22 protein-coding genes and 26 tRNA genes are annotated in these 26185 nt (G+C 46.0%); 43 read left to right on the top strand and 5 right to left on the bottom strand.

All coding sequences use genetic code 11. The features are described 5' to 3' along the window. The first annotated feature begins 251 nt into the window (after positions 1 to 251). The 3 genes from Ami103574_RS12010 (at position 252) to rnr (ending at position 4068) form a co-directional block, all read left to right on the top strand. On the top strand, positions 252 to 1319 hold the full coding sequence (locus tag Ami103574_RS12010) for a branched-chain amino acid aminotransferase (RefSeq protein WP_163067222.1): 1068 nt from the start codon (positions 252 to 254) through the stop codon (positions 1317 to 1319). Between the two features lie 241 nt (positions 1320 to 1560). Next, positions 1561 to 1836, top strand: a complete 276-nt coding sequence (locus Ami103574_RS12005; RefSeq protein ID WP_163067221.1) for a hypothetical protein — start codon at positions 1561 to 1563, stop codon at positions 1834 to 1836. A gap of 123 nt (positions 1837 to 1959) precedes the next feature. Beyond that, positions 1960 to 4068 carry a ribonuclease R gene (gene rnr, locus Ami103574_RS12000; RefSeq protein WP_163067220.1) on the top strand — a complete coding sequence of 703 codons (2109 nt, stop codon included), beginning with the start codon at positions 1960 to 1962 and terminating at the stop codon, positions 4066 to 4068. Positions 4069 to 4136: 68 nt separating this feature from the next. Here rnr and Ami103574_RS11995 read toward each other — a convergent pair whose 3' ends face one another. The 4 genes from Ami103574_RS11995 to trkA form a co-directional block, all read right to left on the bottom strand. Continuing rightward, positions 4137 to 4559, bottom strand: coding sequence for a CBS domain-containing protein (locus tag Ami103574_RS11995; RefSeq protein WP_163067219.1), 423 nt, complete (start codon positions 4557 to 4559; stop codon positions 4137 to 4139). 124 nt (positions 4560 to 4683) lie between these two features. Beyond that, positions 4684 to 6150, bottom strand: a complete 1467-nt coding sequence (locus tag Ami103574_RS11990; RefSeq protein ID WP_163067218.1) for a TrkH family potassium uptake protein — start codon at positions 6148 to 6150, stop codon at positions 4684 to 4686. A gap of 19 nt (positions 6151 to 6169) precedes the next feature. Further along, on the bottom strand, positions 6170 to 7639 hold the full coding sequence (locus Ami103574_RS11985; protein ID WP_163067217.1) for a TrkH family potassium uptake protein: 1470 nt from the start codon (positions 7637 to 7639) through the stop codon (positions 6170 to 6172). 6 nt (positions 7640 to 7645) lie between these two features. After that, complete coding sequence (trkA, locus tag Ami103574_RS11980) at positions 7646 to 9016, bottom strand: Trk system potassium transporter TrkA (RefSeq protein ID WP_163067216.1); 1371 nt, start codon at positions 9014 to 9016, stop codon at positions 7646 to 7648. A gap of 199 nt (positions 9017 to 9215) precedes the next feature. Here trkA and Ami103574_RS11975 point away from each other — a divergent pair, with 199 nt between their 5' ends. The 40 genes from Ami103574_RS11975 to Ami103574_RS11780 all read left to right on the top strand — a co-directional run bounded on the left by Ami103574_RS11975 (position 9216) and on the right by Ami103574_RS11780 (position 25732). Further along, on the top strand, positions 9216 to 9809 hold the full coding sequence (locus Ami103574_RS11975) for an MBL fold metallo-hydrolase (RefSeq protein WP_163067215.1): 594 nt from the start codon (positions 9216 to 9218) through the stop codon (positions 9807 to 9809). 2 nt (positions 9810 to 9811) lie between these two features. Next, entirely contained in the window at positions 9812 to 10639 is an 828-nt protein-coding gene (locus tag Ami103574_RS11970) for an HAD family hydrolase (RefSeq protein WP_163067214.1), read from the top strand. 245 nt (positions 10640 to 10884) lie between these two features. Continuing rightward, entirely contained in the window at positions 10885 to 11049 is a 165-nt protein-coding gene (locus Ami103574_RS11965) for a zinc-ribbon domain-containing protein (protein ID WP_163067213.1), read from the top strand. A gap of 184 nt (positions 11050 to 11233) precedes the next feature. Beyond that, positions 11234 to 11752 (top strand): translation initiation factor IF-3, encoded by a 519-nt coding sequence (gene infC / locus Ami103574_RS11960; protein WP_207710545.1) that lies wholly within the window; start codon positions 11234 to 11236, stop codon positions 11750 to 11752. A gap of 139 nt (positions 11753 to 11891) precedes the next feature. Beyond that, positions 11892 to 12233, top strand: a complete 342-nt coding sequence (locus Ami103574_RS11955; protein ID WP_163067212.1) for a YraN family protein — start codon at positions 11892 to 11894, stop codon at positions 12231 to 12233. 15 nt (positions 12234 to 12248) lie between these two features. Beyond that, complete coding sequence (locus Ami103574_RS11950; RefSeq protein ID WP_163067211.1) at positions 12249 to 13832, top strand: YifB family Mg chelatase-like AAA ATPase; 1584 nt, start codon at positions 12249 to 12251, stop codon at positions 13830 to 13832. A 16-nt stretch (positions 13833 to 13848) separates the two neighbouring features. Continuing rightward, positions 13849 to 14715, top strand: a complete 867-nt coding sequence (gene dprA / locus Ami103574_RS11945; RefSeq protein ID WP_163067210.1) for a DNA-processing protein DprA — start codon at positions 13849 to 13851, stop codon at positions 14713 to 14715. 77 nt (positions 14716 to 14792) lie between these two features. Then, positions 14793 to 16874: a type I DNA topoisomerase gene (topA, locus tag Ami103574_RS11940; protein WP_163067209.1), complete on the top strand. Its 2082-nt coding sequence runs from the start codon at positions 14793 to 14795 to the stop codon at positions 16872 to 16874. A gap of 25 nt (positions 16875 to 16899) precedes the next feature. After that, positions 16900 to 17439 (top strand): ATP-dependent protease subunit HslV, encoded by a 540-nt coding sequence (gene hslV / locus Ami103574_RS11935; RefSeq protein WP_163067208.1) that lies wholly within the window; start codon positions 16900 to 16902, stop codon positions 17437 to 17439. A gap of 13 nt (positions 17440 to 17452) precedes the next feature. Beyond that, positions 17453 to 18877, top strand: coding sequence for an ATP-dependent protease ATPase subunit HslU (hslU, locus tag Ami103574_RS11930; RefSeq protein WP_207710497.1), 1425 nt, complete (start codon positions 17453 to 17455; stop codon positions 18875 to 18877). A 319-nt stretch (positions 18878 to 19196) separates the two neighbouring features. Further along, on the top strand, positions 19197 to 19979 hold the full coding sequence (codY, locus tag Ami103574_RS11925; protein WP_246213140.1) for a GTP-sensing pleiotropic transcriptional regulator CodY: 783 nt from the start codon (positions 19197 to 19199) through the stop codon (positions 19977 to 19979). A gap of 67 nt (positions 19980 to 20046) precedes the next feature. Then, entirely contained in the window at positions 20047 to 20754 is a 708-nt protein-coding gene (yunB, locus tag Ami103574_RS11920) for a sporulation protein YunB (protein ID WP_163067206.1), read from the top strand. A gap of 50 nt (positions 20755 to 20804) precedes the next feature. Continuing rightward, positions 20805 to 22088, top strand: a complete 1284-nt coding sequence (gene hflX / locus Ami103574_RS11915) for a GTPase HflX (protein ID WP_163067205.1) — start codon at positions 20805 to 20807, stop codon at positions 22086 to 22088. Then, complete coding sequence (locus tag Ami103574_RS11910; RefSeq protein WP_163067204.1) at positions 22075 to 22713, top strand: YigZ family protein; 639 nt, start codon at positions 22075 to 22077, stop codon at positions 22711 to 22713. Before hflX ends, Ami103574_RS11910 begins: the two co-directional genes overlap by 14 nt. Positions 22714 to 22847: 134 nt before the next feature. Beyond that, positions 22848 to 22922: transfer RNA gene (locus tag Ami103574_RS11905), tRNA-Asn, on the top strand. Positions 22923 to 23040: 118 nt separating this feature from the next. Then, positions 23041 to 23116, top strand: a tRNA-Val gene (locus Ami103574_RS11900). A 10-nt stretch (positions 23117 to 23126) separates the two neighbouring features. Beyond that, positions 23127 to 23203, top strand: a tRNA-Asp gene (locus tag Ami103574_RS11895). A 23-nt stretch (positions 23204 to 23226) separates the two neighbouring features. Continuing rightward, positions 23227 to 23301: transfer RNA gene (locus tag Ami103574_RS11890), tRNA-Thr, on the top strand. Between the two features lie 33 nt (positions 23302 to 23334). Then, positions 23335 to 23419 (top strand) — tRNA-Tyr (locus Ami103574_RS11885). A 22-nt stretch (positions 23420 to 23441) separates the two neighbouring features. Beyond that, positions 23442 to 23516: transfer RNA gene (locus Ami103574_RS11880), tRNA-Gly, on the top strand. Between the two features lie 6 nt (positions 23517 to 23522). Then, a tRNA-Gly gene (locus tag Ami103574_RS11875) sits at positions 23523 to 23596 on the top strand. Positions 23597 to 23612: 16 nt separating this feature from the next. After that, positions 23613 to 23689, top strand: a tRNA-Arg gene (locus Ami103574_RS11870). Between the two features lie 13 nt (positions 23690 to 23702). Further along, positions 23703 to 23778: transfer RNA gene (locus Ami103574_RS11865), tRNA-Lys, on the top strand. A gap of 38 nt (positions 23779 to 23816) precedes the next feature. Further along, positions 23817 to 23905 (top strand) — tRNA-Ser (locus Ami103574_RS11860). A 13-nt stretch (positions 23906 to 23918) separates the two neighbouring features. Further along, positions 23919 to 24010, top strand: a tRNA-Ser gene (locus Ami103574_RS11855). Between the two features lie 10 nt (positions 24011 to 24020). Next, positions 24021 to 24096: transfer RNA gene (locus Ami103574_RS11850), tRNA-Trp, on the top strand. 24 nt (positions 24097 to 24120) lie between these two features. Then, positions 24121 to 24197 (top strand) — tRNA-Pro (locus Ami103574_RS11845). Positions 24198 to 24217: 20 nt separating this feature from the next. Further along, positions 24218 to 24294 (top strand) — tRNA-Ile (locus Ami103574_RS11840). 12 nt (positions 24295 to 24306) lie between these two features. Continuing rightward, positions 24307 to 24382: transfer RNA gene (locus Ami103574_RS11835), tRNA-Phe, on the top strand. Between the two features lie 202 nt (positions 24383 to 24584). Further along, positions 24585 to 24660, top strand: a tRNA-Val gene (locus Ami103574_RS11830). 10 nt (positions 24661 to 24670) lie between these two features. Further along, positions 24671 to 24747: transfer RNA gene (locus Ami103574_RS11825), tRNA-Asp, on the top strand. A 23-nt stretch (positions 24748 to 24770) separates the two neighbouring features. Beyond that, positions 24771 to 24845, top strand: a tRNA-Thr gene (locus Ami103574_RS11820). 33 nt (positions 24846 to 24878) lie between these two features. Continuing rightward, positions 24879 to 24963, top strand: a tRNA-Tyr gene (locus Ami103574_RS11815). A gap of 22 nt (positions 24964 to 24985) precedes the next feature. After that, positions 24986 to 25060 (top strand) — tRNA-Gly (locus Ami103574_RS11810). Between the two features lie 6 nt (positions 25061 to 25066). Beyond that, positions 25067 to 25140, top strand: a tRNA-Gly gene (locus Ami103574_RS11805). Between the two features lie 16 nt (positions 25141 to 25156). Continuing rightward, positions 25157 to 25233: transfer RNA gene (locus Ami103574_RS11800), tRNA-Arg, on the top strand. A gap of 55 nt (positions 25234 to 25288) precedes the next feature. Next, positions 25289 to 25363, top strand: a tRNA-Gln gene (locus Ami103574_RS11795). A gap of 3 nt (positions 25364 to 25366) precedes the next feature. Further along, a tRNA-Lys gene (locus tag Ami103574_RS11790) sits at positions 25367 to 25442 on the top strand. 47 nt (positions 25443 to 25489) lie between these two features. Then, a tRNA-Pro gene (locus Ami103574_RS11785) sits at positions 25490 to 25566 on the top strand. Between the two features lie 90 nt (positions 25567 to 25656). Continuing rightward, positions 25657 to 25732, top strand: a tRNA-Phe gene (locus tag Ami103574_RS11780). A 57-nt stretch (positions 25733 to 25789) separates the two neighbouring features. Here the strand turns inward: Ami103574_RS11780 and Ami103574_RS11775 are convergent. Beyond that, the gene (locus tag Ami103574_RS11775; protein WP_163067203.1) at positions 25790 to 26128 is read right to left on the bottom strand and encodes a hypothetical protein; all 339 of its coding nucleotides are present in this window, start codon (positions 26126 to 26128) and stop codon (positions 25790 to 25792) included. Positions 26129 to 26185: the final 57 nt, after the last annotated feature.

Below are 26185 nucleotides of genomic sequence, written 5' to 3'. Positions count from 1 at the left end.
TTTACGTAAAAAATACCGTTTCTTTTGAAGCGGTATTTTTTGTGGGAGAAATAGGAAAATCGGAGCTAAATGATACCATTAAATGAAAATATTTAAAAATAGTTGTAAGTAAAAACAAATAATTAGCATAAAACTTGTTGTTAAAAACAATAAATACTGTTGACATGTTGAAAGAGAAGAGGTATTATATTGTTGTAATAAACAACGAATGGAATTTATTTATAGAGGAAGATAAGAGAGGAAGGTTCGCCATGAAATATGATTTTCCAGTAATCAAAACTGCTAGCCCGAAGGAGAAACCAAACCCGGATACTCTGCGCTTTGGCCAGCTCTTCACCGACCACATGTTCATTATGGAATACAGTTCGGAGAATGGCTGGCATAACGGACGTGTGCAGCCTTATGCGCCCTTACAGCTAGATCCTGCTGCCGCTGTGTTTCATTATGCCCAGGAGATGTTCGAAGGGTTAAAAGCCTATCGCTCCAAGGATGGCAGAGTTTTACTGTTTAGGCCGGATATGAATGCTAAGCGGACCACCAATACCAATGAGCGCATGTGCATTCCACACATCGACGAAGAATTGTTTGTGGAGGCTATTAAGGCGGTAGTCAAGGTAGACCAGGACTGGATTCCAAACAAAAAGGGAACCTCTCTATATATTCGTCCTTTCATCATTGCTGATGAAGCTTTTCTGGGAGTACGCCCGGCAAACCACTTCCTCTTCATGGTCATCCTCAGTCCAGTCGGTCCTTACTATGAAGGTGGTCTGGCACCGACAAAGATTTATGTAGAAGACGAATTTGTGCGGGCTACGCCGGGTGGCACTGGTGCGGCAAAGATTGGCGGGAATTATGCTGCTGGTCTAAAGTCCCAGGAGAAGGCTCATCAGAATGGCTATGAGCAGGTGCTGTGGCTGGACGGCGTGGAGCGAAAATATGTGGAAGAGATTGGTACCTCCAATGCCTTCTTTAGAATAGGAGACGAAGTAGTGACAGCCCCTCTGACAGGCACCATCCTGCCAGGTATTACGAGAGATTCTGTTATTAATTTGTTAAAGCAGTGGGGCATAAAAGTATCTGAGCGCCGCATGACTATTGATGAAGTCTTTGCAGCAGGAGAGGCCGGCGAGCTGGTAGAGATGTTCGCCTCCGGTACGGCGGCCGTTATCTCTCCGGTCGGAGAACTTTCTTGGAAGGGAGAGAAAATCACCATCAATAACGGAGAGATCGGTGAGCTGTCTCAACGGCTTTATGATGAACTCTACGGCTTGCAGATTGGTGAAGTCGAAGACAAGATGGGGTGGACCGTAGAAGTTTAAAAACAGTTTGAACGAAAATAAAATATACTGCACAAAATATAAAGGCGGAATCCCGCAACTGTACTATCCCATATTCAATACACAGGGAATGGTATAAGGGACTTCCTCCTTTATAATTTTTTGTCTTTTTTTGATAAAAACAAATTGTTTAATTTTAACTTTAAAATTACTGTTTTAACCCGAGTAAAAAATGTTGTTCGGTTCATACTAAGATTGAGAAAAAAGAGAGGAGTTGAAACAGTTGAGAAAAAGACGAATTTTTCTAGGACTTTTATTGGTTGTCGTGTTGATGGCTTTTGCAGCCTGCAGTAACAACGGCACCTCATTGGATCCAGATACCAACACGCCAAATCCCGTGACGGATAACAATGGAACGGTAAATGATAATGGCGTTGTAGACAAAGCTGGAAACGATGTGGAGAAAGCTGTAGATGATACGGGAGATGCCGCCAGAGATTTAGTGACCAGTGATGGCGCGCTGAATGATGACGGTACAGTAAAAAACAACAACCTATAAAGAAGAGAAGCGTAAAGGGTGGCGTTTGCCATCCTTTATGTTTTCTATGAAAAATGGCTGATGACAGAAAAATTCCCGTGAATAATAAGAACATATTCTGGAGAATTGTGGTATACTGAAGTTATGAGTAAAATAATAGCGAAAAAGAAGAAAAAAGACGGTCCCAAACAGGGGGTGCCGTTTATAAAAAAGAAAAATAAGGCCGCAAAGGACGCAGAATTAGTCCAAGGCATTCTTTCGAGGCACAAAAAAGGCTTCGGTTTTGTCACCCCAGAAGAAGGGACTGAACAGGTTCCAGAGGATGGGGAACGGCAAGATATTTTTATTGCTGGAAAAAATCTAAACGGTGCCATGAATGGGGACTTGGTATCTGTGTTGCTGATTCCTAAAGAAGAGACCAATCGTTCCAGGGAAGGCATCATTCAGCAGATTCTCACCCATGGAGTGACGGAAATCGTAGGTGTCTTTGAAAAGAATAAGCGGTTCGGCTTTGTAGTGCCTGATGATAAGCACTTTAATAACGAAGATGTTTTTGTGAAAAAAAGTGATTGGAAAAATGCCGAGAATGGCGACCGGGTGGTGGTGCAGATCACCAAGTACCCAGAGGAAGGGAATCGGGCCGAGGGTCGGATTTCAGAGATTATCAGCAAAAAAGGTGAACCTGGCGGTGACATCAAGGGAATGATTCGCCAATACAATCTTTTTCAGACCTTTCCTAGCCGGGTTAATGCAGAAGCTAAGGCTGTATCTAGGCTGAAGGAGCAGAAAGAAGCAGATTTTACGCCGATTGCGCCAGAAGAGCTAAAAGGTCGCGTGGATCTTCGAGAAAAGAATATTATTACCATAGATGGACCGGATGCCAAGGATTTGGATGACGCCGTCTCTATCGAGCAGCTGCCGGGAGGTAATTACCTGCTGGGCGTTCATATTGCCGATGTAAGCCATTATGTGGCTGAAGGGGGGGCGATGGACAAAGAGGCGCTAAAAAGAGGTACCAGCGTTTATCTGGTGGACCAGGTCATCCCGATGCTGCCAAAGGCCCTCTCTAACGGTATTTGCAGCTTAAACCCGGACGTGGATCGACTGACCTTGTCTGTTTCTATGGAAATCGACAGCACCGGACAGGTGGTACGTCATCAGATCTTTGAAAGCGTTATTCATTCCGCTCATCGGATGGTTTACGACGACGTATCAGACATGCTGGAGCGAAATGCGGTGGACTTAATCTCCAAGTACGATGATATTTACAAGGATATTCTCCATATGAAAGAACTGGCAGATATTCTTCATAAGAGGCGGGATCTTCGGGGGAGTCTGGACTTCGATTTTGATGAAGCGTACATCACGCTAGATGAAGCAGGGATTCCGGTGACGGTAGAGACAGCAGAACGCCGGATTGCTAATCGGATGATTGAAGAATTCATGCTTATTGCCAACGAGACGGTGGCAGAGCATTTTTACTGGCTGGAACTCCCTTTTGTATATCGAGTTCACGAAAAACCAGCGATGGATCGAATGGACGAATTTAAAAACTTTGTGCGGGGTTTTGGGTTAACACTCCATGGCAGTACAGAAAATGTCCACCCGAGGGTGCTTAGTGATATGCTTAAGGAAGTCAAAGGCCAATCCTATGAGACCGTTGTCAATACCGTTATGCTTCGGTCGATGAAAAAGGCCTTTTATGATGTTTCTTGCGATGGACATTTTGGCTTGGGCGTAAAATTTTATTGTCACTTCACCTCACCGATCCGAAGGTATCCGGATCTAATTATTCATCGGATTATCAAAGAAGCCATCGGTGCAGGTATCGGGGAGAAGCGCAATCGGCAGCTGAAGAAGAAGACGGAAGAAGCGGCAGAGCTTTCTTCTAAAGCAGAACGACATGCTCAAGAGCTGGAGCGAGAAGTAGAAAAACTGAAAAAGACAGAATATATGTCTTACCATATCGGTGAATCTTTTGAAGGCGTCATCAGCGGGGTGACAAACTTTGGCTTTTATGTAGAGCTGACTAACACCATTGAAGGCTTGGTGCGGGTGGAAAGCCTGAAAGACGACTATTACGACTATGAACAGACAAAATACCGGCTCATAGGCCAACGAACTCACAAAATTTATACTTTAGGGGATAAGGTGCGGATTCAGGTCGCTAGAGCGGAGGTCAATGATAAAGAAATTGATTTTATCGTAGCAGAGGAAGAGACAAAAGCAAAAAAGAAAACTGGTGCGAAATAGGACTTCTGATTTCGGTTTTGAAATGAGGAGGCTGTCAAATGAGAAATGATCTAAAAAACGGCTTGAGTTTAACTCAAGCCGTTTGGTTTTGAAATAGCGGAGAGGGCATCCCCTGCTTCATCTACTAAAATAGTTTTCTGGGCAATATCGCCAAGGGAGACGATGCCTACCAGCCGATCGCTGGATACTACGGGTAGTCGGCGAATCTGATGCTTAGATAGAAGCATGGCTGCATCGTGGGTATTCATGCTGGGAGAGGCACAAGTAATACTCTGGGTCATAATATCCTGAGCTTTCAGGTCTTGCTGACCCTGAGCTACAGCTCGAAGAACAATGTCCCGATCCGTGATAATACCCATCACTTTGCCAGAATCGCTGCATACAGGGATAGAACCAATGTTTTCTTGCTTCATTTGTTTTGCCACCTGAGAGAGGGGGCTGTCAGGACGGACACAGCTGACGCAAGAAGTCATGATGTCTTTTACTAGCATAATAAAAACTCCTTTCAAGGCATGTTTTAAGCTTTTGCTTCCTGTTGTTTTGTGCACAGGGAAAAAACTTAAAACAAAAAAGCAAACTCTTTTGATAGTTTGCTTTTTTTGTGGGTTTTTATTCTCAATTATTCTTGTATTTGTCCGGACTCCAGAAGGACGGCATAAATAAGGTGATAACAGTAAATAATTCCAAGCGGCCGACAATCATCAGGAAGCACAGCACCAGCTTTAGAGGGGCACAGTAAATACTGAAATTCCCACTGGCGGCTTCCCCAAAACCAATTCCCACGTTGGAAATCATAGAGAGGGAAGTGGATAGGGTCGTGAGCATATCCAGATTTTGCAGAGATAGCAGAATACTGCCGAACACAATCAGGATAAAATACAGGAGAACAAATACCGTGATATAGGATACGCGCAGGGCAGAAATCGATCGCGGGCCAATTTTTACCGCCACGACGGAGCGAGGATGAATTCGCCGGGTAAAACCTCTGGCTACGAGTTTACAAAGGACCAAAATTCGAATAACCCGGATTCCGCTTCCAGTAGAAAAAGAGCAGCTGCCCATAAGCATGAGCACAGAGAGAATCCCCAGGCTAAGAGCTGGCCAATTTTCTTGGCTAGCGATGGAAAAGCCCGAGGTGGTGGCCATAGAAATCACCTGGAAAATACCATAACGGATTGAATTCACTAGATTGTGGCTGTGGGTCAGATATAAGTTTAGGGATACCAGCAAGGAACTGAGCAGGATGATAAGGAAAAAAGCCCGCAGCTCAATATTGTTCAAAACAGCCTTCCAGTTTCGATGAATCAGCAGAAAGTACAGCGCAAAATTTACCGAAGCCAGCAGGGTAAAAACGGCGACGATGGCCTCGGTATACAGGTCGTCGTATTGGGCGAAGGAATGGCGGGTCCAACCCAGGCTGCTGGTGCTGATGCTGCTCATGGTATTGATGAGGGCATCGAAGATGTCCATCGGCCCAAGAGCCAGCAGCAGCCATTCTGCTGCCGTAAAAGCAATGTATAAAATGTACAGGTACTTGGCAGAATCCGCTGTTCTGCTGATGCTGCGTCCTAAAATCTGCCCGGGCACTTCTGCCTGAGCCAGCGACTTGCCTTCCATGCCAAAGGAGGGGAGAATGGCGATGCACAAGACCAAAATGGAGATGCCGCCCAGCCAGCTGCAAATTCCCCGCCACAACAGCAAACTACGAGGAAGGTCATCTAGATGAAACACCGTAGAGCCTGTGGTGGTCAAAGTAGATACGGACTCAAAAAAACTGTCAATAAAGGAAGCCGTTTGGCCGGTGAGCAGATAAGGCGCTGCACCAAAAGCAAAGGCTATCAGCCCGCACAGGCACACAATCAAATACCCATCCCGCAAGTGCAAGGACCCAGAACGCGGCCTGAAAAAGTAGAAGAGCCCTGAGCCCAAGAGAAGGGAAAAAAGGGCCAAGAAACTGAAAACCTGGCACTCCGGCCATTCACCATAAAAGGCACCTGCTCCGGCGGGCAAAATCATCGCCAGCCCCATAATCAAGGGGATTAAGCTGACAAATTTAAAAATAACGCGGTAATTAAAAGACATAGAATACCCTTCTGTTCATTTATTTATTCTGCTGCCAGAATCGAGGCAGAAAGAGGACGATAAAAGCGTACAGCTCCAAGCGACCTGCCAACATAACAAAGGAAAGCAGCAATTTATCTGTATTAGAGAAAATGCTGAAATTCAGAGCAGGACCCACCAGATTGAAGCCAGGGCCGATATTGCCGATACAAGTCAGGACGGCACTTAGGTTGGTGACCATGTCATACCCGTTGATGCTGATGAGCAGGGTTGCCCCTGTGACCACCAGGATGTGGAGGAACATGAGGCTGGTAATTTCTGATACCGTGTCGATGCTCAAGTTCTTATCGTTAATTTTAATGGAGATGATGGCGTTGGGATGCAGCCGTACTTGAATGCTCCGCTTGATCAGCTTAAAGACCACCAGAAAGCGGATGACCTTCAGTCCTCCTGCCGTGGAGGCCGAGCAGCCGCCAATAAACATAAGGGTAAAAATCAGCATTTTACTGAAGGTCGGCCACAAATCGTAATTAGCCGATACAGAGCCGGTAGTGGTGAGGATGGACACCGTTTGAAAGATGGAGAAGCGGAAGGACTGCCCCCAATTTTCATAGGTATGGGTCAGCCACAGATTCAAGCTGATTAGGCCGGACACCGTGGCGATGATAATGATATACCACTTAAATTCCTCGTCGGCCAATAAGTTGCGGATGCCACCGCGCCTTTTAAAGGAATAGAAATATAAGTTCAGATTTACCCCCGATAGCAGCATGTAAGCCGTTATAATCATTTCAATAGGCATACTGTTGAAGTGGGCGATGCTGTTGTTGTAGTTGGAAAAACCCCCGGTTCCCACGGAGCCGAAGGTGTGGGTGGAGGCATCAAACAGGTCCATCCCTGCTGCCATTAAAAGAATGATTTCTGACACGGTGAAGATGGTGTAAATTTTGTACAGATTTTTAGCTGTGTCAGAAATCTTAGGCGTTATCTTGTCCATAGTTGGGCCGGGGGCCTCTGTGGCAGCCAGGATATTTGCTCCGATGCCCAGAGATGGCAGAACAGCGGCAGCAAAGATGAGGATTCCCATACCTCCCAGCCAGTTGGTGAAGGCACGCCAAAAAAGTATGCCGTGAGGCAGACTCTCTACATCCGCTATGGAAGTGGCTCCTGTGGTGGTTAAACTGGAGGAGCACTCAAAAAAGGCGTCGAAGATGTTGGAAACTGCACCAGATAGCACAAAGGGAATGGCACTGATAAAGGAAGCTAAAATCCAACAGATGGACACCGTCAAATAGCCATCTCGGGCGGTCAGTGACGTGTGGCCGGGAACGACGACATAATATAATAGGAAGCCAAAGGCAGACACTGGTATGATCGTGCCAGCGAAAGCCAGCGCGACCTTCCCCTCGCCATAGAGGATGGAGACCGCCAAGGGCAGGAGCATGGTGGCTCCCATGACCATCATGAGGACTCCCAAGGCTCTGACAAATGCTTTCCGATTTAAATTCATGACCTATTATCTCCTGCCTAAAAACCCTATTTTATGATTGCTTAAGAACTTCTCCAAATCGGTTAGTTCCGATAGGAGGCAGAGAATGATTACTTTATCATCTTCTTGAATTTTGGTTTCTCCGTCAGGAATGATTACCTGAATACCTCGATGGATGGCCGCCACGATGACTCCTTCCGGCAGCTTCAAGTTTTTCAGAGGCACACCCACCAGCGGCATAGGCTTCACTGCGATGATTTCCATAACCTCCGCCTGGCCCTGTATCAGCTGAGAGGAGAGAACCCGTTTGGATCCCTGAATAAATCGCAGGATGCTGGCAGCTGTAATATCTAAAGGATTGAGGGCCATGTCGATACCCATCTTTTCGATGAGGCTCACATAACTTTCCCGGCTGACTTTGGCGATGACATCCTCGATATTGTGCTGTTTAGCCATGAGGGCCAACAGAAGGTTTTCTTCGTCAAAACCGGTGGCTGTTACTACGGCGTCCATGTCGTCTAGATTTTCCTCCTCCAGGAGGTTGATGTCGGTGGCGTCTCCGTGAAGAATCATTACATCGTCCAGATGGGTAGACAGATAATGACAGCGGGCCTTGTTGCGTTCAATAATCTTTACGCTTATGCCAAAATCCGACAGTTTTTTTGCCAGGTATAGTCCAGTTTTTCCGCCGCCGATAATCATCACCTTTTGCAGGTTCGTGTACTTGCCCTTTTCATGAACCTTAGAAGCCAGTTTCTGGATGGGTTGACGCTCACCAATGATGTACAGGCCATCGCCTTTTTCAATAGAAGTTTTGCCATGGGGAATAATTACTTTCCCGCTTCTGGAAACGGCCACCAGCAGCATGCCAGGAAAAATTTCGCTCATTTCGGCCATGGTAGCGCCGATCAACTGTGGCATCTTCTTTACTGGAAATTCCAAAAGAGATGCCTTGCCGCTGGAAAAAATCCCGTTACCCAGTGTATATTTTTCCACCAGATATTTGTAAATTTCCACGGTAATGGCTAAATCGGGGTTGACTATGTAGTCAATATCCATCGTTTCCTTGATGAAGTCCAACTGGTTCATGTGTTCCGGGTCCCGGACACGGGCAATGACCTTGGGACAGCCCAGCTTTTTAGCAAAGCTAGCCACCACAATATTTTTTTCATCCCGATCAGTGGCGGCAAGAAAATAGTCATAAGTATGGATATTTAATTCCTGTAAAATACTGATCTGCTTCACGTTAGCCGTGACTGTCAGGATATCCATATGACTGTTTAATTTGTTGGTGACCTCTTCATCCTTGTCGATGATGGTGATGGAATGGTTGCCCCCCAGCAGAGATTCTGCAATTTTTAATCCCAGCTTTCCGGCTCCCGCGATAGCTATCTTCATGTGATTTCCTCTTTTACTCGTTTTTTGCGGCTTGCTCGTCCAAGCCCGTGAAGGCACTTAAAATGCTACTGCCTCCACAGTAGTAAGAACTATTGTATCACTTCCAGCAGTTTTGGCAACATTTATTTGCAAGATATTTGAAAATAGTCTAGAATAAAGAGTGATTCCAGTATTAATATGTATAGGAAGAGGTATAAGTATGAAAATGAAACGAATTGTCGGCGGCAATTTAGAGAGCAATGGCTATATTATCTTTCAAAAGAGCGGCGGCAGCTGCTTTGTTATAGATCCCGGCTATAATGCAGAAAAGTTTGTCAAGCAGATGAAGGAATTGAAACTGTCCATCAAAGGCATTTTGCTGACTCACCACCATTATGACCATACCGGAGCCGTGGCGCGACTGCGGGAACTGACGGACTGCCCCGTATACATGCACTGGGGGGACCTGGGTATGTACAAGGGAACGGTAGATGTGATTATGGAAGACGGTATGATACTAGATTTGGATGAAGAAGAACTGCGGGTTATCCATACCCCTGGCCATACAGAGGGCGGGGTTTGCTTCTATGCCCAAAAGAGCAAGCTGGTCTTTACAGGAGACACGATTTTCAATGTGGATTTAGGACGAACCGATTTAAAGGATGGCTCCCCGGAAAAGATGGAAAACTCTATTCGGGAGATTATTGACAAGTGGGAAAATGATATTACCATTTATCCTGGACATGGGGATTCATGTAACATGAAGTTTGTCCGACGGTACAACCAGGAATTTTTAGCAATAGTAGGGGAGTAAAGATGATTAAGCTGATTGCATTGGATTTAGACGGCACGACCTTGAACAGTCAAGGAAAGCTGACAACGGTCACCAGAGAAACACTGGTACAGGCAGCAAACCAGGGCATTCATGTTGTTATCGCTACAGGCCGGGCCCGGTGCTCTCTTCCAGAGGAGGTAGCGGACCTGCCTGGAGTGGAGTACGTTATCACCTCCAATGGAGCTGCTATCACTGAATTGCAACGAGATGTGCTGGTTTATGAAAATTACATTGATGCCTTGGCGCTGGAACAGGTACACCGAGTTTTAAGTCAAGAAAAATTCATGATTGAGGTCTTTATTCGGGGCCGCGCTTACGTGGAACAGCATATTTTTGAGAATCTGGAGAAGGTAGGCCTTTCCGACAGCCATATGAGCTACGTGCGGCGAACCAGAAAGCCCCATGTAGGGGTCATGGATATGATGATTAGGAACAAAAATCTTGTGGAGAATATAAATATTAATTTTACGGATTTGCAAGAGAGGCGCCACATGCGGGAAAAGCTTTTGAAACTGAGAGACATAACGGTCACCAGCTCTTCCCAGCGGAATATTGAGATTGGAGGAGCTACCACCAGCAAGGCATCTGCCCTGAAAGCGCTGTGTGAAAGGCTGGGGATTCACATAAACCAGATGATGGCCTGCGGAGACAGTCACAACGACGAGGCAATGCTGGAGGTAGCTGGCTTGGCTGTGGCTATGGGCAATGCCGAAGAGGCGGTGAAGCAGCGGGCAGGCTATATAACTGGTACCAATGATCAGGACGGGGTGGCAGAAGCCATCAGGAAATTTGCTTTGGGAAAGGGCTGAAGAAAAGATTACATAACTTAAGGAGACAACGCGGATAACGTTAGGACTACTTCTATTTAAAATTAGAAAAATTAAAAAATTTAAAATACTCTTGTTTAATAATGTTAATTATATTATACTTGTAAAGGTAAATAAGAGCATTATCAATAACGGGTTAATTTATTTTTGACAACACTTCTTTGATTTATTTCGAGAGAGATGTCTCTGATTTTGAGAGCCCAAATAAAACAAAGGAGGTTAGTGTTATGGCTGACAAGACAATTGTATGTAAAGATTGCGGAACAGAATTCACGTTTACTGAAAGTGAGCAGGAATTCTACAAAGAAAAGGGATTTGATAACGAACCACAAAGATGTGCTGAATGCAGAAGAGCAAGAAAACAACAGAGAAATAACGGCAATAGATATTAATAATAATGTTTATTTCAAGCAATAAAAGTGGATTTAATAGTCCACTTTTATTTGTAATCTAGAAAATATGGATGAAATGCTGATATTTGCTAGATTTCAGAAGCAGCTGTACCTTAAATGCCAGGTCATGAGAGCCAAAGGGCCTCACAGAGGTATCTTTAAGGATTAATAGGAGGTATTTAATATTAATAACAAAAAGAACATACGCATTAATGAGGAAATCAACAATAATGAGATTCGGCTTGTGGACACAGACGGCACCATGTTAGGAATCGTGCCTGTTTCAGAGGCATTAAAATTGGCATCAGATAAAGATCTCGATTTAGTAGAAATTTCGCCGAATGCGGTTCCACCGGTATGCAAAATTATTGACTACAATAAAAACATATATGAACAGGCTAAAAAAGAGAAAGAAGCAAAGAAAAACCAGAAGACTGTAACCCTCAAGGAAGTGAGGATATCTGCTGGGATTGGCGACCACGATTTAGAGGTAAAAAGTAAAAATGCTCAAAAATTTCTATTACAAGGAAATAAAATAAAAGTAAGCCTCCGCTTTAAGGGCAGGCAACAAAAATATGCAACAGATGGCTTAGAAGTTTTTTCAAGATTTGCCGAGTCCGTAAAGGAAGTGGGAGTTGTTGAGAAGAATGCTACTCTTGAAGGCAGAATCATGACAATGATTATAGGGCCTAAGAATATATAGAAAAAATAAAATACTTTGGAATCCCAAAGTATTTTTTATGGGCTATATTGACAAATAATTACAATAAATATAAAATATAGAAAAACGTTAAGGCGAAGGTGTCTGGGAGTTTATGTTGAGAGAAGGAAGGAGAATATAGATGAGCTTAGGTGCACAGGGGGAAGAAATTGCAGCAAACTACTTAAAAAATAAAGGGTACCACGTATTGGAGCGGAATTTCCGCTGCCGGATGGGGGAAATCGACATCATTGCCTGCACCGGACGTATTTTGGTCTTTGTGGAGGTAAAGACTCGAAGTAGCCAGACGTATGGGTTGCCTTGCGAGGCGGTAACAAAGACCAAGCAACTACATATCCGTCGAGTGGCAGGTTTTTATTTGCTGAAAAATAATATGAGCCATATCGATCAGCGAATCGACGTAGTGGAAATCCTATATCAGGGAGAAAAAGCCTATATTCGGCATACAGAAAATGCTTTTTAAGAAAAGGAGGTAAATATGCTGTCAACTGTATATACGGCGGTGCTTCATGGGTTGGAGGCCGAGCTGGTTACCGTGGAAACCGACCTGTCACCAGGGCTTCCGACCTTGACCATGGTGGGGCTGCCAGATATAACAGTCCGGGAAGCGAAGGAGCGTATCCGCAGTGCTATTATTAACTCTGGATACGCCTTCCCCTCTAAGCGGATTACGGTCAACCTTTCTCCTGCTAACACCAGAAAAGAAGGCAGCCATTTCGACCTCCCCATCGCTGTAGGTATACTGATCTCCACGGGGATCTTAGAGACTGGACATTTGAAAGAATACGCCTTTCTGGGGGAGTTGTCCCTCACCGGCAGTATCAATCGGGTGGACGGAGCTCTGCCCCTGGTATTAGGGCTGAAAGAAAGAGGCATAGAACGGGTGATTCTGCCGGAAGACAATCTAGCAGAGGCCTCCTTAGTTCAAGGAATCCGTCTGTATCCCGCAGCGGATTTAAGTCAGCTGGTTGCTCACTTCGGCGGGGGGATGCTCATAAGAGAAAACCAAAAGAGAGAGCTTGCAGCGGGGATAAAGGGCATCTACGAGTTGGATTACGCCGATGTGCTAGGTCAAGAGAGGGTGAAGCGGGCTGTAACCATCTGCTGTGCTGGGGGACACGGCATGCTGCTCATGGGGCCGCCGGGCTCGGGGAAGTCTATGATTGCCAAGCGGATGGCGACCGTGCTGCCAGAGATGACCTATGAAGAATGCCTGGATGTGACCAAGATTTACAGTGTAGGTGGCCATTTGTCCCGAGAACTGCCCTTAATTCAGCAAAGACCTTTTCGAGCGCCTCATCACACCGTGTCCGGGGCAGCGCTGATTGGTGGCGGCAGTCGGCCATCGCCGGGAGAAATCTCCTTGGCCCACAGAGGGGTGCTATTCTTAGATGAATTGCCGGAGTTCAGCAAGCGGGTTTTAGAAATGCTGAGGCAGCCCTTAGAAGACAACCAGGTGACTATCGCACGGGTAAACGGAAACTTTACCTTTCCCAGTCAAGTTATGCTGGTGGCTGCCAGTAACCCTTGTCCCTGTGGCTATTTCGGCAGCCCGCTTCATCAGTGCACCTGTTCTTCTGCTCAGATCCATCGATATATGGACAAGCTGTCTGGTCCGCTGCTGGACCGAATTGACCTTCATGTCAAGGTGCTGCCAGTGGACTGTCAAGCGCTGTCCCGGAGTGAGAGCGGACCGCCTGTTGTCAGTTCAGCTGATATGCGAAGTCAAGTAGAAGCGGCTCGAAGGCGGCAGCGAGAGCGATACGAGACAGAAGCAGACAGTCAGTCCAGAAGGAATCAAGGGGATTCTGCTGTCTTGCTCAACGGACAACTTTCCCCAACGTTGATTCGACGCCACTGCCAGCTGGACCAGGACGGTAAGCAGTTGATGGAAACTGCCTTTAAGGCCTATGGTCTTAGCGCCAGAGCTTATAGCCGCATCCTGAAAATAGCCCGCACCATTGCCGACCTTCAAGGCAGTTCTCAGATTCAGACGGCCCACGTGGCCGAAGCACTGAGTTACCGGACGATGGATCGGCATGGAGCGGGCGGAAGTTTGTGAAGAAAGGGGAATTCATATGGACGAAACGAGGAAAATTGGGGTGGTAGAATTTGATTCAGAGGATTATCCGGCACAACTGCGGCTTATCAAAGATCCGCCGGAGAAGCTGTATTATATAGGCGATTTGCAGTTAGCCTCTCGGGAGGCGGTGTCCGTGGTGGGTTCCAGAAAGGCGTCCCCTTATGGTGGATGGGCGGCTGAAGAAATCAGCAGACGGCTGGCAGCCAGCGGGTTAGTGGTGGTCAGCGGTATGGCGGCTGGAATTGATTCCATCAGCCACAAGGGAGCCTTGGCCGCAGGAGGCGCTACGGTGGCCGTGCTGGGTTGTGGGATTGATATCTGCTTTCCAGCTTTTAATCGGAATCTGCGCAATGAGATTGGAAAAAAGGGCTTGCTGCTGTCAGAGTACCCGCCGGGGGTTCCCGGCAGCCGGTATACTTTCCCACAACGAAACCGGATTATCAGTGGTCTGTCTCTGGCTACGGTTATCGTAGAGGCAGGAGTCAACAGCGGCTCACTGATTACGGCAGAGCGGGCGGTGGAGCAGGGCCGTCAAGTTTTCGCCTTGCCTGGAAATATTAACAGTTTTTATTCGATTGGCACCAATAAACTAATTCAAGACGGCGCTTATCCACTGGCTTTTATTGACGATATTTTTGACGTGCTAGGGCTTCCTAAAAAAGATCAGCAACAGCGGATATCGGGGTTGGGGGTTGAAGAACAGCGGATGGTGGAGGCGGTTTGCCAAGGTGGAGAAGTAACGGTAGACTCGTTGTGCCGCACGTTGGGTATGAAGGTGTGGGAAGTGAATTCACTGCTGACCATTTTAGAAATGAAAGGAGTGGTTTACTCGGCTCTTGGGAAAATTTTTATTGCAAACTGATGAAAATAGAAATATAATCATGTTTTGAATAGGGATAATAATATATGAAGAAAAAAACTTCCCAGGAGGAATGATATATGGCAGGCGCTAAGAACCTGGTGATTGTGGAATCACCGTCCAAAGCAAAGACAATAGGAAAATTTTTAGGAAGCAGATATAAGGTAGTGGCTTCTGTAGGGCATGTTCGGGATTTGCCTAAAAGCAAGCTGGGGATTGACATCGAAAACAATTTTGACCCTCAATATATAGCCATACGAGGCAAAGGCGACGTAATTAAAGCCATGCGGCAGGAAGCCAAAAAGGCCGATAAAATCTATCTGGCAACTGACCCGGACCGAGAAGGCGAAGCAATTTCCTGGCATATCGCACACCTTTTGGGAATTGATCCGGAGAATGCGTGCCGGATTGTTTTTAATGAAATTACAAAGAACGCCATTCAGACAGCGGTGAAGAATCCAAGAAATATTGATACCAAGCTGGTAGATGCGCAGCAGGCTCGTCGAGTTCTGGATCGATTGGTAGGGTATCAGATCAGCCCGCTCCTGTGGCGGAAGATTCGCCGAGGCCTCAGTGCAGGCCGAGTGCAGTCGGCAGCACTAAAGATGATTTGCGACCGAGAAAATGTAATCCGAAACTTTAAACCGGTAGAATACTGGAATATTGCAGCTCTTTTAACGGAGCTTGCAGCAGGCGGAAAGCCTGCCGAAAAAAAGAAATTTACAGCCAAGCTCATTGAGCATTTAGGCAAGAAAATTACCGTAGACAACAAGGAAGAAGCAGATGTGGTGGTGTCAGCTTTAAATGCCCACGATTATATGGTAAAAAAGGTGGATAAGAAGGAGCGGAATAAGCGGCCTTATGCCCCTTTCACTACTAGTAGTCTTCAACAGGATGCGGCCAACAAACTGGGATTTTATACCAAAAGAACGATGATGATTGCTCAACAGCTGTACGAAGGCGTAGAGGTAAAAGGACACGGTACCATCGGTTTAGTAACCTATATCCGTACCGATTCCGTGCGAATTTCTGATGAGGCCAAGGGAGCCGCTAAAGAATTTATCAGTCAGCGGTATGGCCCAGAATATTATACAAACCATGTGTTCTCTAACAAGAAGAAAGATGTGCAGGATGCCCATGAAGCCATTCGTCCCAGCTATATTGAGTTAGTCCCAGATGAAATCAAGGATTCCTTGAGCAAGGACCAGTACAATCTGTACAAGTTAATCTGGTCTCGGTTCATGGCTAGTCAGATGGCAGCGGCGGTATATGATTCCATGGCGGTAGAGATTGAAAATGGCGATTATACGTTAAAAGCCAATGGCTCCAAGTTGAAATTTGACGGGTATCTACGGGTTTACCAGGATGGCGGAGAGGATGGCAACGAAAAGATGCTGCCTGAGTTGGTGCCGGGACAGAAGTTAAACCTGCTGGAATTACAATGTGACCAAAACTTTACGCAGCCTCCTGCCCGCTATACGGAGGCTAGCCTGGTGAAGGACTTGGAAGAAAAAAATATTGGTCGGCCCAGCACGTACGCGCCGATTATCGGCACCATCATGGAGCGGAAATACGTTTCCAGAGAGAAGAAATCTTTACTTCCTACGGACCTGGGCTTTATCGTCACTGAACTCATGGAAAAGTATTTTAAAGAAATCGTGGATGTTGGATTTACAGCAGAGCTGGAAGATCGCTTGGATGACATCGAAATAAAAAATCTCAACTGGAAACAGATTGTCAGCGATTTTTATGAGATTTTAAAAGTAGAGTTAGAGGTGGCTGACAAAGAGATTGAAAAGGTTAAGCTGGAGGACGAACTTACTGGTGACATGTGTGAGCTGTGCGGCAAGCCCATGGCGAAAAAGAGCGGACGATTTGGTGATTTCATCGCCTGTACTGGCTATCCGGAATGCAAAAATACCAAGCCAATCATTACCAAGATTGATGCTCAATGCCCGAAGTGCGGCAAAGATATTGTGGCAAGAAGAGGCAAAAATGGGCGGATGTTTTATGGTTGCAGCGGCTATCCAGAGTGCAATCAAGTTTTCTGGAGTAAGCCCACGAATCAGAAGTGCCCTCAGTGCGGGTCACTGTTGTTAGAGAAAAAGACAAAAACTACTTCTTTGGCGTGTTCAAACAGTGAATGCGGGTATAAAGAGTAATATAACGAAAGAGAGGGAAGGTTAGATGACACAATTTCATGCAACGACAATCGTAGCAGTAAGACGAGGAGAAAATGACATTTGCATCGGAGGAGACGGCCAGGTTACTATGGGCGAGACCACGGTGATGAAACATAAGGCGAAGAAAGTTCGGAAAATCTACAAGAACTCTGTAATTACAGGATTTGCAGGTTCTGTATCAGATGCGTTTTCCCTGACAGAAAAATTTGAAAAGAAGCTGGAAGAACATTCCGGCAATCTAAAAAAAGCAGCGGTAGCTTTAGCCCAGCTCTGGCGGTCCGACCGGGCCATGCGAAATCTGGAAGCGTTGATGATTGCGGTAGATAAGGAGAGCATGCTCCTCATATCCGGAAACGGAGAGGTTATCGAGCCGGATCAGGATTTCATCGCTATTGGTTCAGGTGGAAACTATGCTTATGCGGCGGCTAATGCGCTCTTCAATCACACGGAGATGGATGCGGAAAATATCGTGAGAGAGTCCCTGAAGATTGCGTCTTCCATCTGTGTTTATACGAACGATAATATTTCTGTAGAAAAGCTGTAGGAGGTAGGAAAACATGGGAGAATTGTACAACATGACGCCGAAACAGATTGTGGCGGAACTGGATAAATATATTATCGGTCAGGACGAGGCCAAAAAATCAGTGGCCATTGCCCTGCGGAACAGGTATCGGAGAAATCTGCTGCCGGACGAAATGCGGGAGGAGATTACACCGAAGAATATTCTCATGATTGGACCTACCGGCTGTGGTAAAACAGAAATCGCTCGTCGGCTGGCTAAATTGATGGATGCTCCCTTTGTAAAGGTAGAAGCTACTAAGTTTACAGAAGTGGGTTATGTGGGAAGAGATGTAGACTCCATGGTTCGGGACTTGGTAGAAGCATCTATCCGCATTACTAAGCAGAACCGTCTTCAGGAAAAATATTCCATTGCTGAGGAGATTGCCGAAGAAAAGATTATTGAGGCCATCATTCCTGGAAAGAAGAAATCTTCTGGTGGAGCAGGAGGCGTGAAAAGCCCCTTTGATTTCATCCTGGGAGGCGGCTTCCAGCAGAAGCCTCAGCTGGAGCAGGAGGAGACCTTATCTGGGGATGACAAGAATGACATTGAGCTGGCCAGGGAGCAGGTTCGCCAGCAGCTGCGAGATGGCATGCTGGAGGAACAGTATATTGAAATTCAGGTCAGCGAAGCACCTAAAAATAATGCTTTAGACCTAGGAAATGAAGGCATGAGTATCGCCATCGGCAATATCTTTGGGGATATGGTACCGCCGAAGAAGAAAAAGAAAAAGGTAAAAGTTAAGGATGCCAAGAAAATCCTGCGGGAGGAAGAAGCCCAGAACTTGATTGATATGGATCAGGTGACAGAGGAAGCGCTGGAAAATGCGGAGCAGAATGGCATTATCTTTATTGATGAAATCGATAAAATTGCTTCAGGATCCAGTTATAAATCCGGGGCTGATGTGTCCAGAGAGGGTGTTCAGCGAGACATCCTTCCTATCGTAGAAGGCAGTGTGGTCAATACTAAATACGGGCCAGTGAAGACAGACCATGTGCTTTTCATCGGTGCAGGTGCTTTTCACACGTCTAAACCGACAGATTTGATTCCAGAGCTCCAGGGACGTTTCCCGATTCGGGTAGAGCTGCAAAACTTGACAAAAGATTCTTTTGTGAAAATCTTGACTGTGCCGGAGAACGCTTTGCTGAAACAGCACAAGATGCTTCTGGAGACGGAAGGTATCAAAATTACCTTTACAGAGGATTCTGTGGAAGAAATTGCTACCATGGCATTTTTGATGAACGAGCAGACAGAAAACATTGGTGCCAGAAGACTTCACACCATCATGGAAAAACTGCTGGAGGACATCTCTTTCAACATTCCGGAGATGGAGGAAGAAGAGATTATCATCGACAAGTGCTACGTAAACGAGAAATTTGTAGAGAAGATACATGAGGACGATATAGACAAATTTATTCTTTAATCTTGACAGAAATGAGCAGATTGGTATATCTTTTAGGTAGCCAATCTGTTTTTTTACCAAAAAACTTAGGTATTTTACTAAATTGTTTGTAAAATAAACAGTTTTTAGAAAAGTCAAAATAATAGCTTGATTCTTTTAGGAAAAAGATATAATATATATTAACATGGAAAATAGGCTTTAAAGAGCCTTAAAATATTGCAGAAATTTACAAGGCATAGACTTGTGGTTTCTTGGCGAGAGTTTACCGATGAGCAGTTTTTCTGCTTGGGTTGGCTGATAGATGACAGATATAATTAGATATAGAAGGAGAAAGAGAAACGTGTTAGAGAAAGATTTTTTAAGCAAGATCAGAAAATTGAATTGGGTGCTACAAGAGAGTCCGACAGGGGCATTTTCTTTTGATGAGCTTTGCAATATATTGAGTGACATGATGGAAGCCAATGTATATATCGCCAATGTGCGGGGCAAGGTTTTAGGGGTTCATTACAAGATTAAATCCGATAGTTCCACTATTACCGAACCGGAGACCGGTGTGGAAAAATTCCCCCGGGAATACAACGAGGCTCTGCTGCGGATTACCTCTACGGAGGCTAACCTGAAGGCGGAGGAAGCACTGGAAGTCTTTAAGTATGACTATGATACCTACGATAAGCTCCACACAATCATTCCTATTCTAGGGGGCGGCCAACGATGGGGCACCTTAATTTGCACCAGATATGAGCCGGAGTTCAGCAATGAAGACCTGGCCTTGGGCGAGTATGGCGCTACGGTAGTAGGGTTGGAGATTCAGAGAAGAAAGACGTTAGAATTCGAAGAGGAAGAACGGATGAGATCTATCGTGCAGATGGCAATCGGTACGCTGTCTTACTCGGAGATCGAGGCCGTACAGCAGATTTTCGCCGAACTGGATGGAAACGAAGGCCTTTTGGTGGCCAGTAAGATTGCAGATCGTTCCGGTATTACCCGTTCCGTTATCGTCAATGCGCTGAGAAAACTGGAGAGTGCTGGCGTTATTGAATCCCGTTCCCTGGGAATGAAGGGAACTCATATCAAGATTTTAAACCCAAAATTCTACGAAGAACTGGGAAAATTAGATATGTAAAAATCCATTTGACACAGATTGCCTCCGTTCAGCATATGATGACTATATCTGTTCGGAGGTGTTTTTTATGCTTGGATGGCGTTCTTCCAAAAGGTTCAAGGCATGTGAAAAGAAAAAAAGGGGATGGCTGAGTTGGATACTTGTGCTGCTTCTGTTTTCAGGCATGGCTGGTGGGCTGGGGTGGAAGGTGGTAAAGGTGGTACAGCCATCTATTCAATCTCTGGCAGAAATTAAAGCCAAAGAAATGGTCACCTACGCTATAAACGAAGCGACCTTCCAGCAATTTTTTAAGGATTCTTCGAAGGCAGAGGAGCTTTTAATTATAAATACCGACCAAGAGGGAAGTATAGAACTGGTGCAATCCAACACCATCGCGATGAATATTTTGGCGGCGGAGCTGGGCAAGGAGATTAAGCAGCGGTACCGGGAAATGGAACCCACCACCATGAAGGTGCCTTTAGGGACCATCCTGGGCAGTCAATTGATGTCTCAGGCCGATCTTTATGTGGATTTGAAGGTTCTTCCTATCAGCGTAGCTAATATTGAGTTTTTGAGCGAATTTGAGTCTCAGGGAATCAATCAGACTAAATACAAAGTATACCTGTCGCTGACCAGCAAGGTGAAGATCATGGCGCCCTTCTCTTCCCGTACTATGGAGGTGCGCAATGTAGTATTAGTATCTGAAGCGGTTATCTTGGGGAAGGTTCCTAACAGTTACGTAAACGTGCCGAAGGAGGAGATTCTGGACGGTATGAATTCTGGCGACCAAAAATAATGGGCAGAACCAGAGATTTATAAGCAGTGAGAAAGTGTGGTATAAAATACATGACAGTAAAATTTACGGAAGATAACCAGGTCATTCAGCAGGAAGAATATCAGGCTATTCTGGTAGGTGCTCAGCTGAAAGAGGATATTCACTATTCCATGGAGGAGCTGGCGGGGCTGGCGGAAGCTGCTGGCGTGCAGGTGCTGGGGCGTATGACGCAGAATATGGAACGGCCTAACAGCGCAACCTTTATCGGAAAGGGTAAAGTGGAGGAACTAGCGGAGCTGTGCGGAAATATGGGGGCAGACACGGTCATTTTTAACGATGAGCTTTCAGGCATGCAGCTGCGGAACCTAGAAGATTCTTTAGGGGTCCGCGTTATTGACCGGACGATTCTGATTTTGGACATCTTCGCGGATCGAGCGATATCCCGGGAGGGAAAACTGCAAGTAGAGCTGGCACAGCTGCAATACCGGCTGCCTCGGCTGCTGGGGTTTGGTAAAAGCCTGTCCCGGCTGGGGGGAGGTATTGGCACTAGAGGTCCGGGGGAAAAGAAGCTGGAGACGGACAGGCGTCACGTACAACGGCGGCTAGATGACATTCGGGCAGAGCTGGAGGAGTTGAAGGGAACTCGAAATGTACAGCGTGCTCAACGGCAGCGGTCCGGACTGCCTATCGTTGCGCTGGTAGGCTACACGAATGCGGGTAAGTCTGCAATTATGAACCGATTGCTGGAGGGCGTGGACCGAGAAGAAAAGACGGTTTTAGAGAAAGATATGCTCTTTGCTACATTGGATACGGCGCAGCGGAGTTTTAAGCTGGATAAAAATGAAGAGTTTGTCCTCATTGATACAGTAGGATTTGTCAGCAAGCTGCCCCATTCCCTGGTGAGGGCTTTTAAAGCTACCCTAGAAGAGGTTTTATATGCGGACTTGCTGCTCCACGTGGTAGATGTGTCCTATGAGGCTAATGATTTTCACATTGCTGTTACGGACAAGGTGCTGGAGGAGATTGGAGCCGGGGATCAGGAAAGGGTACTAGTATACAATAAAATTGATTTGCTGCAAGGCCAAGACTTGCCTATGACAGAACAGGAGCACATCTGTATTTCTGCCAAGAGGGGAGATAATTTTGAGCAGGTGCTGCAAGTGATTCGAGAAAAACTGTTTTCTGATTGGATACGGGCCAGACTGGTCATCCCTTATGATCGGGGAGATATCACCTCTTACTTATGTGAAAAAGCCAAGGTGATTTCTATGGATTACACAGAGGAAGGCACTGTCTTTGAGGTAGAACTAGACCAAGCTGATTATGGCAGGTTGAAGCAATATGATACGATATAAGACAATACAGCGAGAAGCACAGGCGGAGCAGATTATCGATCGGTCCCGTTTCATTGCTTATGTGCGTCCGGTGAGCTCTAAAGACGAGGCGGATGTTTTCTTGGCAGAAATCCGGGCTAAGCACAGGGATGCTACGCATAATGTACCAGCTATGGTCATTGGGGATCAATTTCAAATTCAGTGGGCCAGTGACGATGGGGAACCTCAGGGCACTTCAGGGGCACCTATGGTTCAAATGCTGGTAAAAGAAGGGCTGACCAACCTGGTGGTGGTGGTGACACGCTACTTTGGCGGGGTTAAGCTGGGGACTGGCGGCCTAGTCCGTGCTTATACCAGTTCTGCTAAGTTGGGGCTGGCGGAAGCTGGAATTTGTGCGGTAAAGGATATGTATGTGGCTCAGGTAAAGCTGGATTATACCTATTTGAGCAAACTGCAAAACCTGGCTTCCACTGGTATTTTTCAAATTAATCAGGTGTTTTATGAAGAGGCGGTGCGAGTTATTTTGGCAGCAGAGCCGGAAAAGGAAGCGGAATTAAAAGGTCTTGTTTCTGACCTGACAAGTGGCACTGGCGTATTTCTGGAAGAGGGTACTGAGCTGACTTCGGTGCCTTTAGAGCAGGCCTGACCTTCTAAAAGAAGCAGGCCTTTGAAAAAATCATAAAAAGCGATAAGAAATTGTAAAAAAGTGTTTGACATATGAATGGGGCTATGCTAAGATAAATATCGTCGCTAATGAATGTTGTTCGTTAGCAAGGGCGTTCCAAGGTAGCTCAATGGTGGAGCACTCGGCTGTTAACCGATAGGCTGTGGGTTCGAGCCCCACCCTTGGAGCCAACTTTTTAAGAAAAAGGAAAGTAAATTTCTGATAAAAAGTGGTTGACAAACAATGCCAGATAGTGTAATATAAGTAAATGTGTCAAGTAGATAAAAATACTGAAACAGCAAGTGATTTGGGCGTTTAGCTCAGCTGGGAGAGCATCTGCCTTACAAGCAGAGGGTCATAGGTTCGAGCCCTATAACGCCCACCAAATTACAAATGGCCTGGTAGTTCAGTTGGTTAGAATGCCAGCCTGTCACGCTGGAGGTCGTCGGTTCGAGCCCGATCCAGGTCGCCATTAAAATAAAGCAAGCTAGGTAGGCTGGTGTGGCTCAACGGTAGAGCAGCTGATTTGTAATCAGCAGGTTGGGGGTTCGATTCCCTCCACCAGCTCCAAACAAAAAAAGTTTGGTAGACTTGACAAAATATCGAGGGTTTCCCGAGTGGCCAAAGGGGGCGGACTGTAAATCCGTTAGCTGAGCTTTCGGTGGTTCGAATCCACCACCCTCGACCAATTAAATAGTAAAAAGTAATATGCGGAAGTGGCTCAGGGGTAGAGCATCGCCTTGCCAAGGCGAGGGTCGCGAGTTCGAATCTCGTCTTCCGCTCCAACTTTTGCGGGTGTAGTTCAATGGTAGAACCTCAGCCTTCCAAGCTGATGGCGTGAGTTCGATTCTCATCACCCGCTCCAAAGAGGATCATGTTATGGGCTCATAGCTCAGTTGGATAGAGCAACGGCCTTCTAAGCCGTGTGTCCGGGGTTCGAATCCCTGTGGGCTCACCATTTCAAGAATTATGACCCATTAGCTCAGTCGGCAGAGCACTTGACTTTTAATCAAGGTGTCCGGGGTTCGAGTCTCCGATGGGTCACCAATTTAATTAAATAAGATGAAAAAAAGTAGAACTCATATGGAGAGGTGTCCGAGTGGTTTAAGGAGCTGGTCTTGAAAACCAGTGATTCCGAAAGGGACCGTGGGTTCGAATCCCACCCTCTCCGCCATTAAATATAAAATGGAGAAGTACTCAAGTAGGCTAAAGAGGACGGTTTGCTAAACCGTTAGGGTTCGTAAGGGCCGCATGGGTTCGAATCCCATCTTCTCCGCCATATATTTTATAGGGGTATAGCTCAGTTGGTAGAGCGATAGTCTCCAAAACTATGCGCCGTGGGTTCAAGTCCTACTACCCCTGCCATTTTTTTCTTTATTATCATAGCTACGGGGTGTAGCGCAGTTTGGTAGCGCAACTGGTTTGGGACCAGTGGGCCGCGGGTTCAAATCCTGCCACCCCGACCATTAACCGTTATGTTACATAGGGGCCATTAGCTCAGTTGGTCAGAGCATCCGGCTCATAACCGGCAGGTCCGGGGTTCAAGTCCCTGATGGCCCACCATTACACACACATGCCCAGATAGCTCAGTAGGTAGAGCAGAGGACTGAAAATCCTCGTGTCCTTGGTTCGATTCCGAGTCTGGGCACCATTTGAAAAGTAGCTTCTTGCAGACTTAGTCCGAGAGGCTATTTTTTTCCCAAAGGGTGCTGATAAAATGGCCATAAATACTCAAATTGTTTGAAAAAAATAAAAAATAGATAAAATTTTAAAAAAGTATTGACAAACAATGACAAATCATGTAACATGTATAAATGTGCCAAGCAATTAAATACTGAAACAGCAAGTGATTTGGGCGTTTAGCTCAGCTGGGAGAGCATCTGCCTTACAAGCAGAGGGTCATAGGTTCGAGCCCTATAACGCCCACCAAATTACAAATGGCCTGGTAGTTCAGTTGGTTAGAATGCCAGCCTGTCACGCTGGAGGTCGTCGGTTCGAGCCCGATCCAGGTCGCCATTAAAATAAAGCAAGCTAGGTAGGCTGGTGTGGCTCAACGGTAGAGCAGCTGATTTGTAATCAGCAGGTTGGGGGTTCGATTCCCTCCACCAGCTCCAAACAAAAAAAGTTTGGTAGACTTGACAAAATATCGAGGGTTTCCCGAGTGGCCAAAGGGGGCGGACTGTAAATCCGTTAGCTGAGCTTTCGGTGGTTCGAATCCACCACCCTCGACCAATTAAATAGTAAAAAGTAATATGCGGAAGTGGCTCAGGGGTAGAGCATCGCCTTGCCAAGGCGAGGGTCGCGAGTTCGAATCTCGTCTTCCGCTCCAACTTTTGCGGGTGTAGTTCAATGGTAGAACCTCAGCCTTCCAAGCTGATGGCGTGAGTTCGATTCTCATCACCCGCTCCAAAGAGGATCATGTTATGGGCTCATAGCTCAGTTGGATAGAGCAACGGCCTTCTAAGCCGTGTGTCCGGGGTTCGAATCCCTGTGGGCTCACCATTTTTTTAAAATATTTGCCATGAATCAATGGACGATTATGCTAAGACCTTGAGATTGGGGTATAGCCAAGTGGTAAGGCAACGGACTTTGACTCCGTCACTCGTAGGTTCAAGTCCTGCTACCCCAGCCATATGACCCATTAGCTCAGTCGGCAGAGCACTTGACTTTTAATCAAGGTGTCCGGGGTTCGAGTCTCCGATGGGTCACCATTTAAATTATTATGCAGTTCTTCAGAGATGGGGGAAATGTTTTCTATCGGGGTGTAGCGCAGTTTGGTAGCGCAACTGGTTTGGGACCAGTGGGCCGCGGGTTCAAATCCTGCCACCCCGACCATAAGAATAGATAGAACAAGACGTCTTCTGCTGAGAACGGAATGACGTTATTTTTTTAAAAAGTAAGATGGTGTTATTATTCAAGAAACCTGCCCAGATAGCTCAGTAGGTAGAGCAGAGGACTGAAAATCCTCGTGTCCTTGGTTCGATTCCGAGTCTGGGCACCATTAAAAAATACCTGTTCCCTGATTGTTCAAGGAACAGGTATTTTTGTTATGTACCGTTTAAAGAATATGCACGCTGTCGAAAAACAGCACCGTCACCAGATAAGACAAGCCTGCTATGATGCAGGAAAAGGCAATGATTTTTGATTTAGCCTTGGATTCCTTATCGAAGACAGCCATGGAGGAAATAAAGGCAATAACCAGAGCCACTAAACCGATCAGAGTCATAGTATTAATCAAAGCACTATAGTTCTTAAAGAAGAAGCATAGCGCTCCGATGATACCCACAGCCAGGATATATTTAAAAGCACCTCCCTTATCAAAGAGCACGGGGATTAAAAGCGCCGCCCAGATGATACCAATCAGCGCACATTTTCCAATAAACCAAAATAATTCCATCTTTCCTTTGTATCCTTCCTCTAAAACAATTTGTCTAGCACTAATTATATTTGATTT

This window comes from Aminipila butyrica, assembly GCF_010669305.1.
Lineage (GTDB): Bacteria > Bacillota > Clostridia > Peptostreptococcales > Anaerovoracaceae > Aminipila > Aminipila butyrica.
The sequence above is the reverse complement of the archived record's forward strand: the minus strand, read 5'-3'. Positions and strand labels throughout refer to the sequence as shown.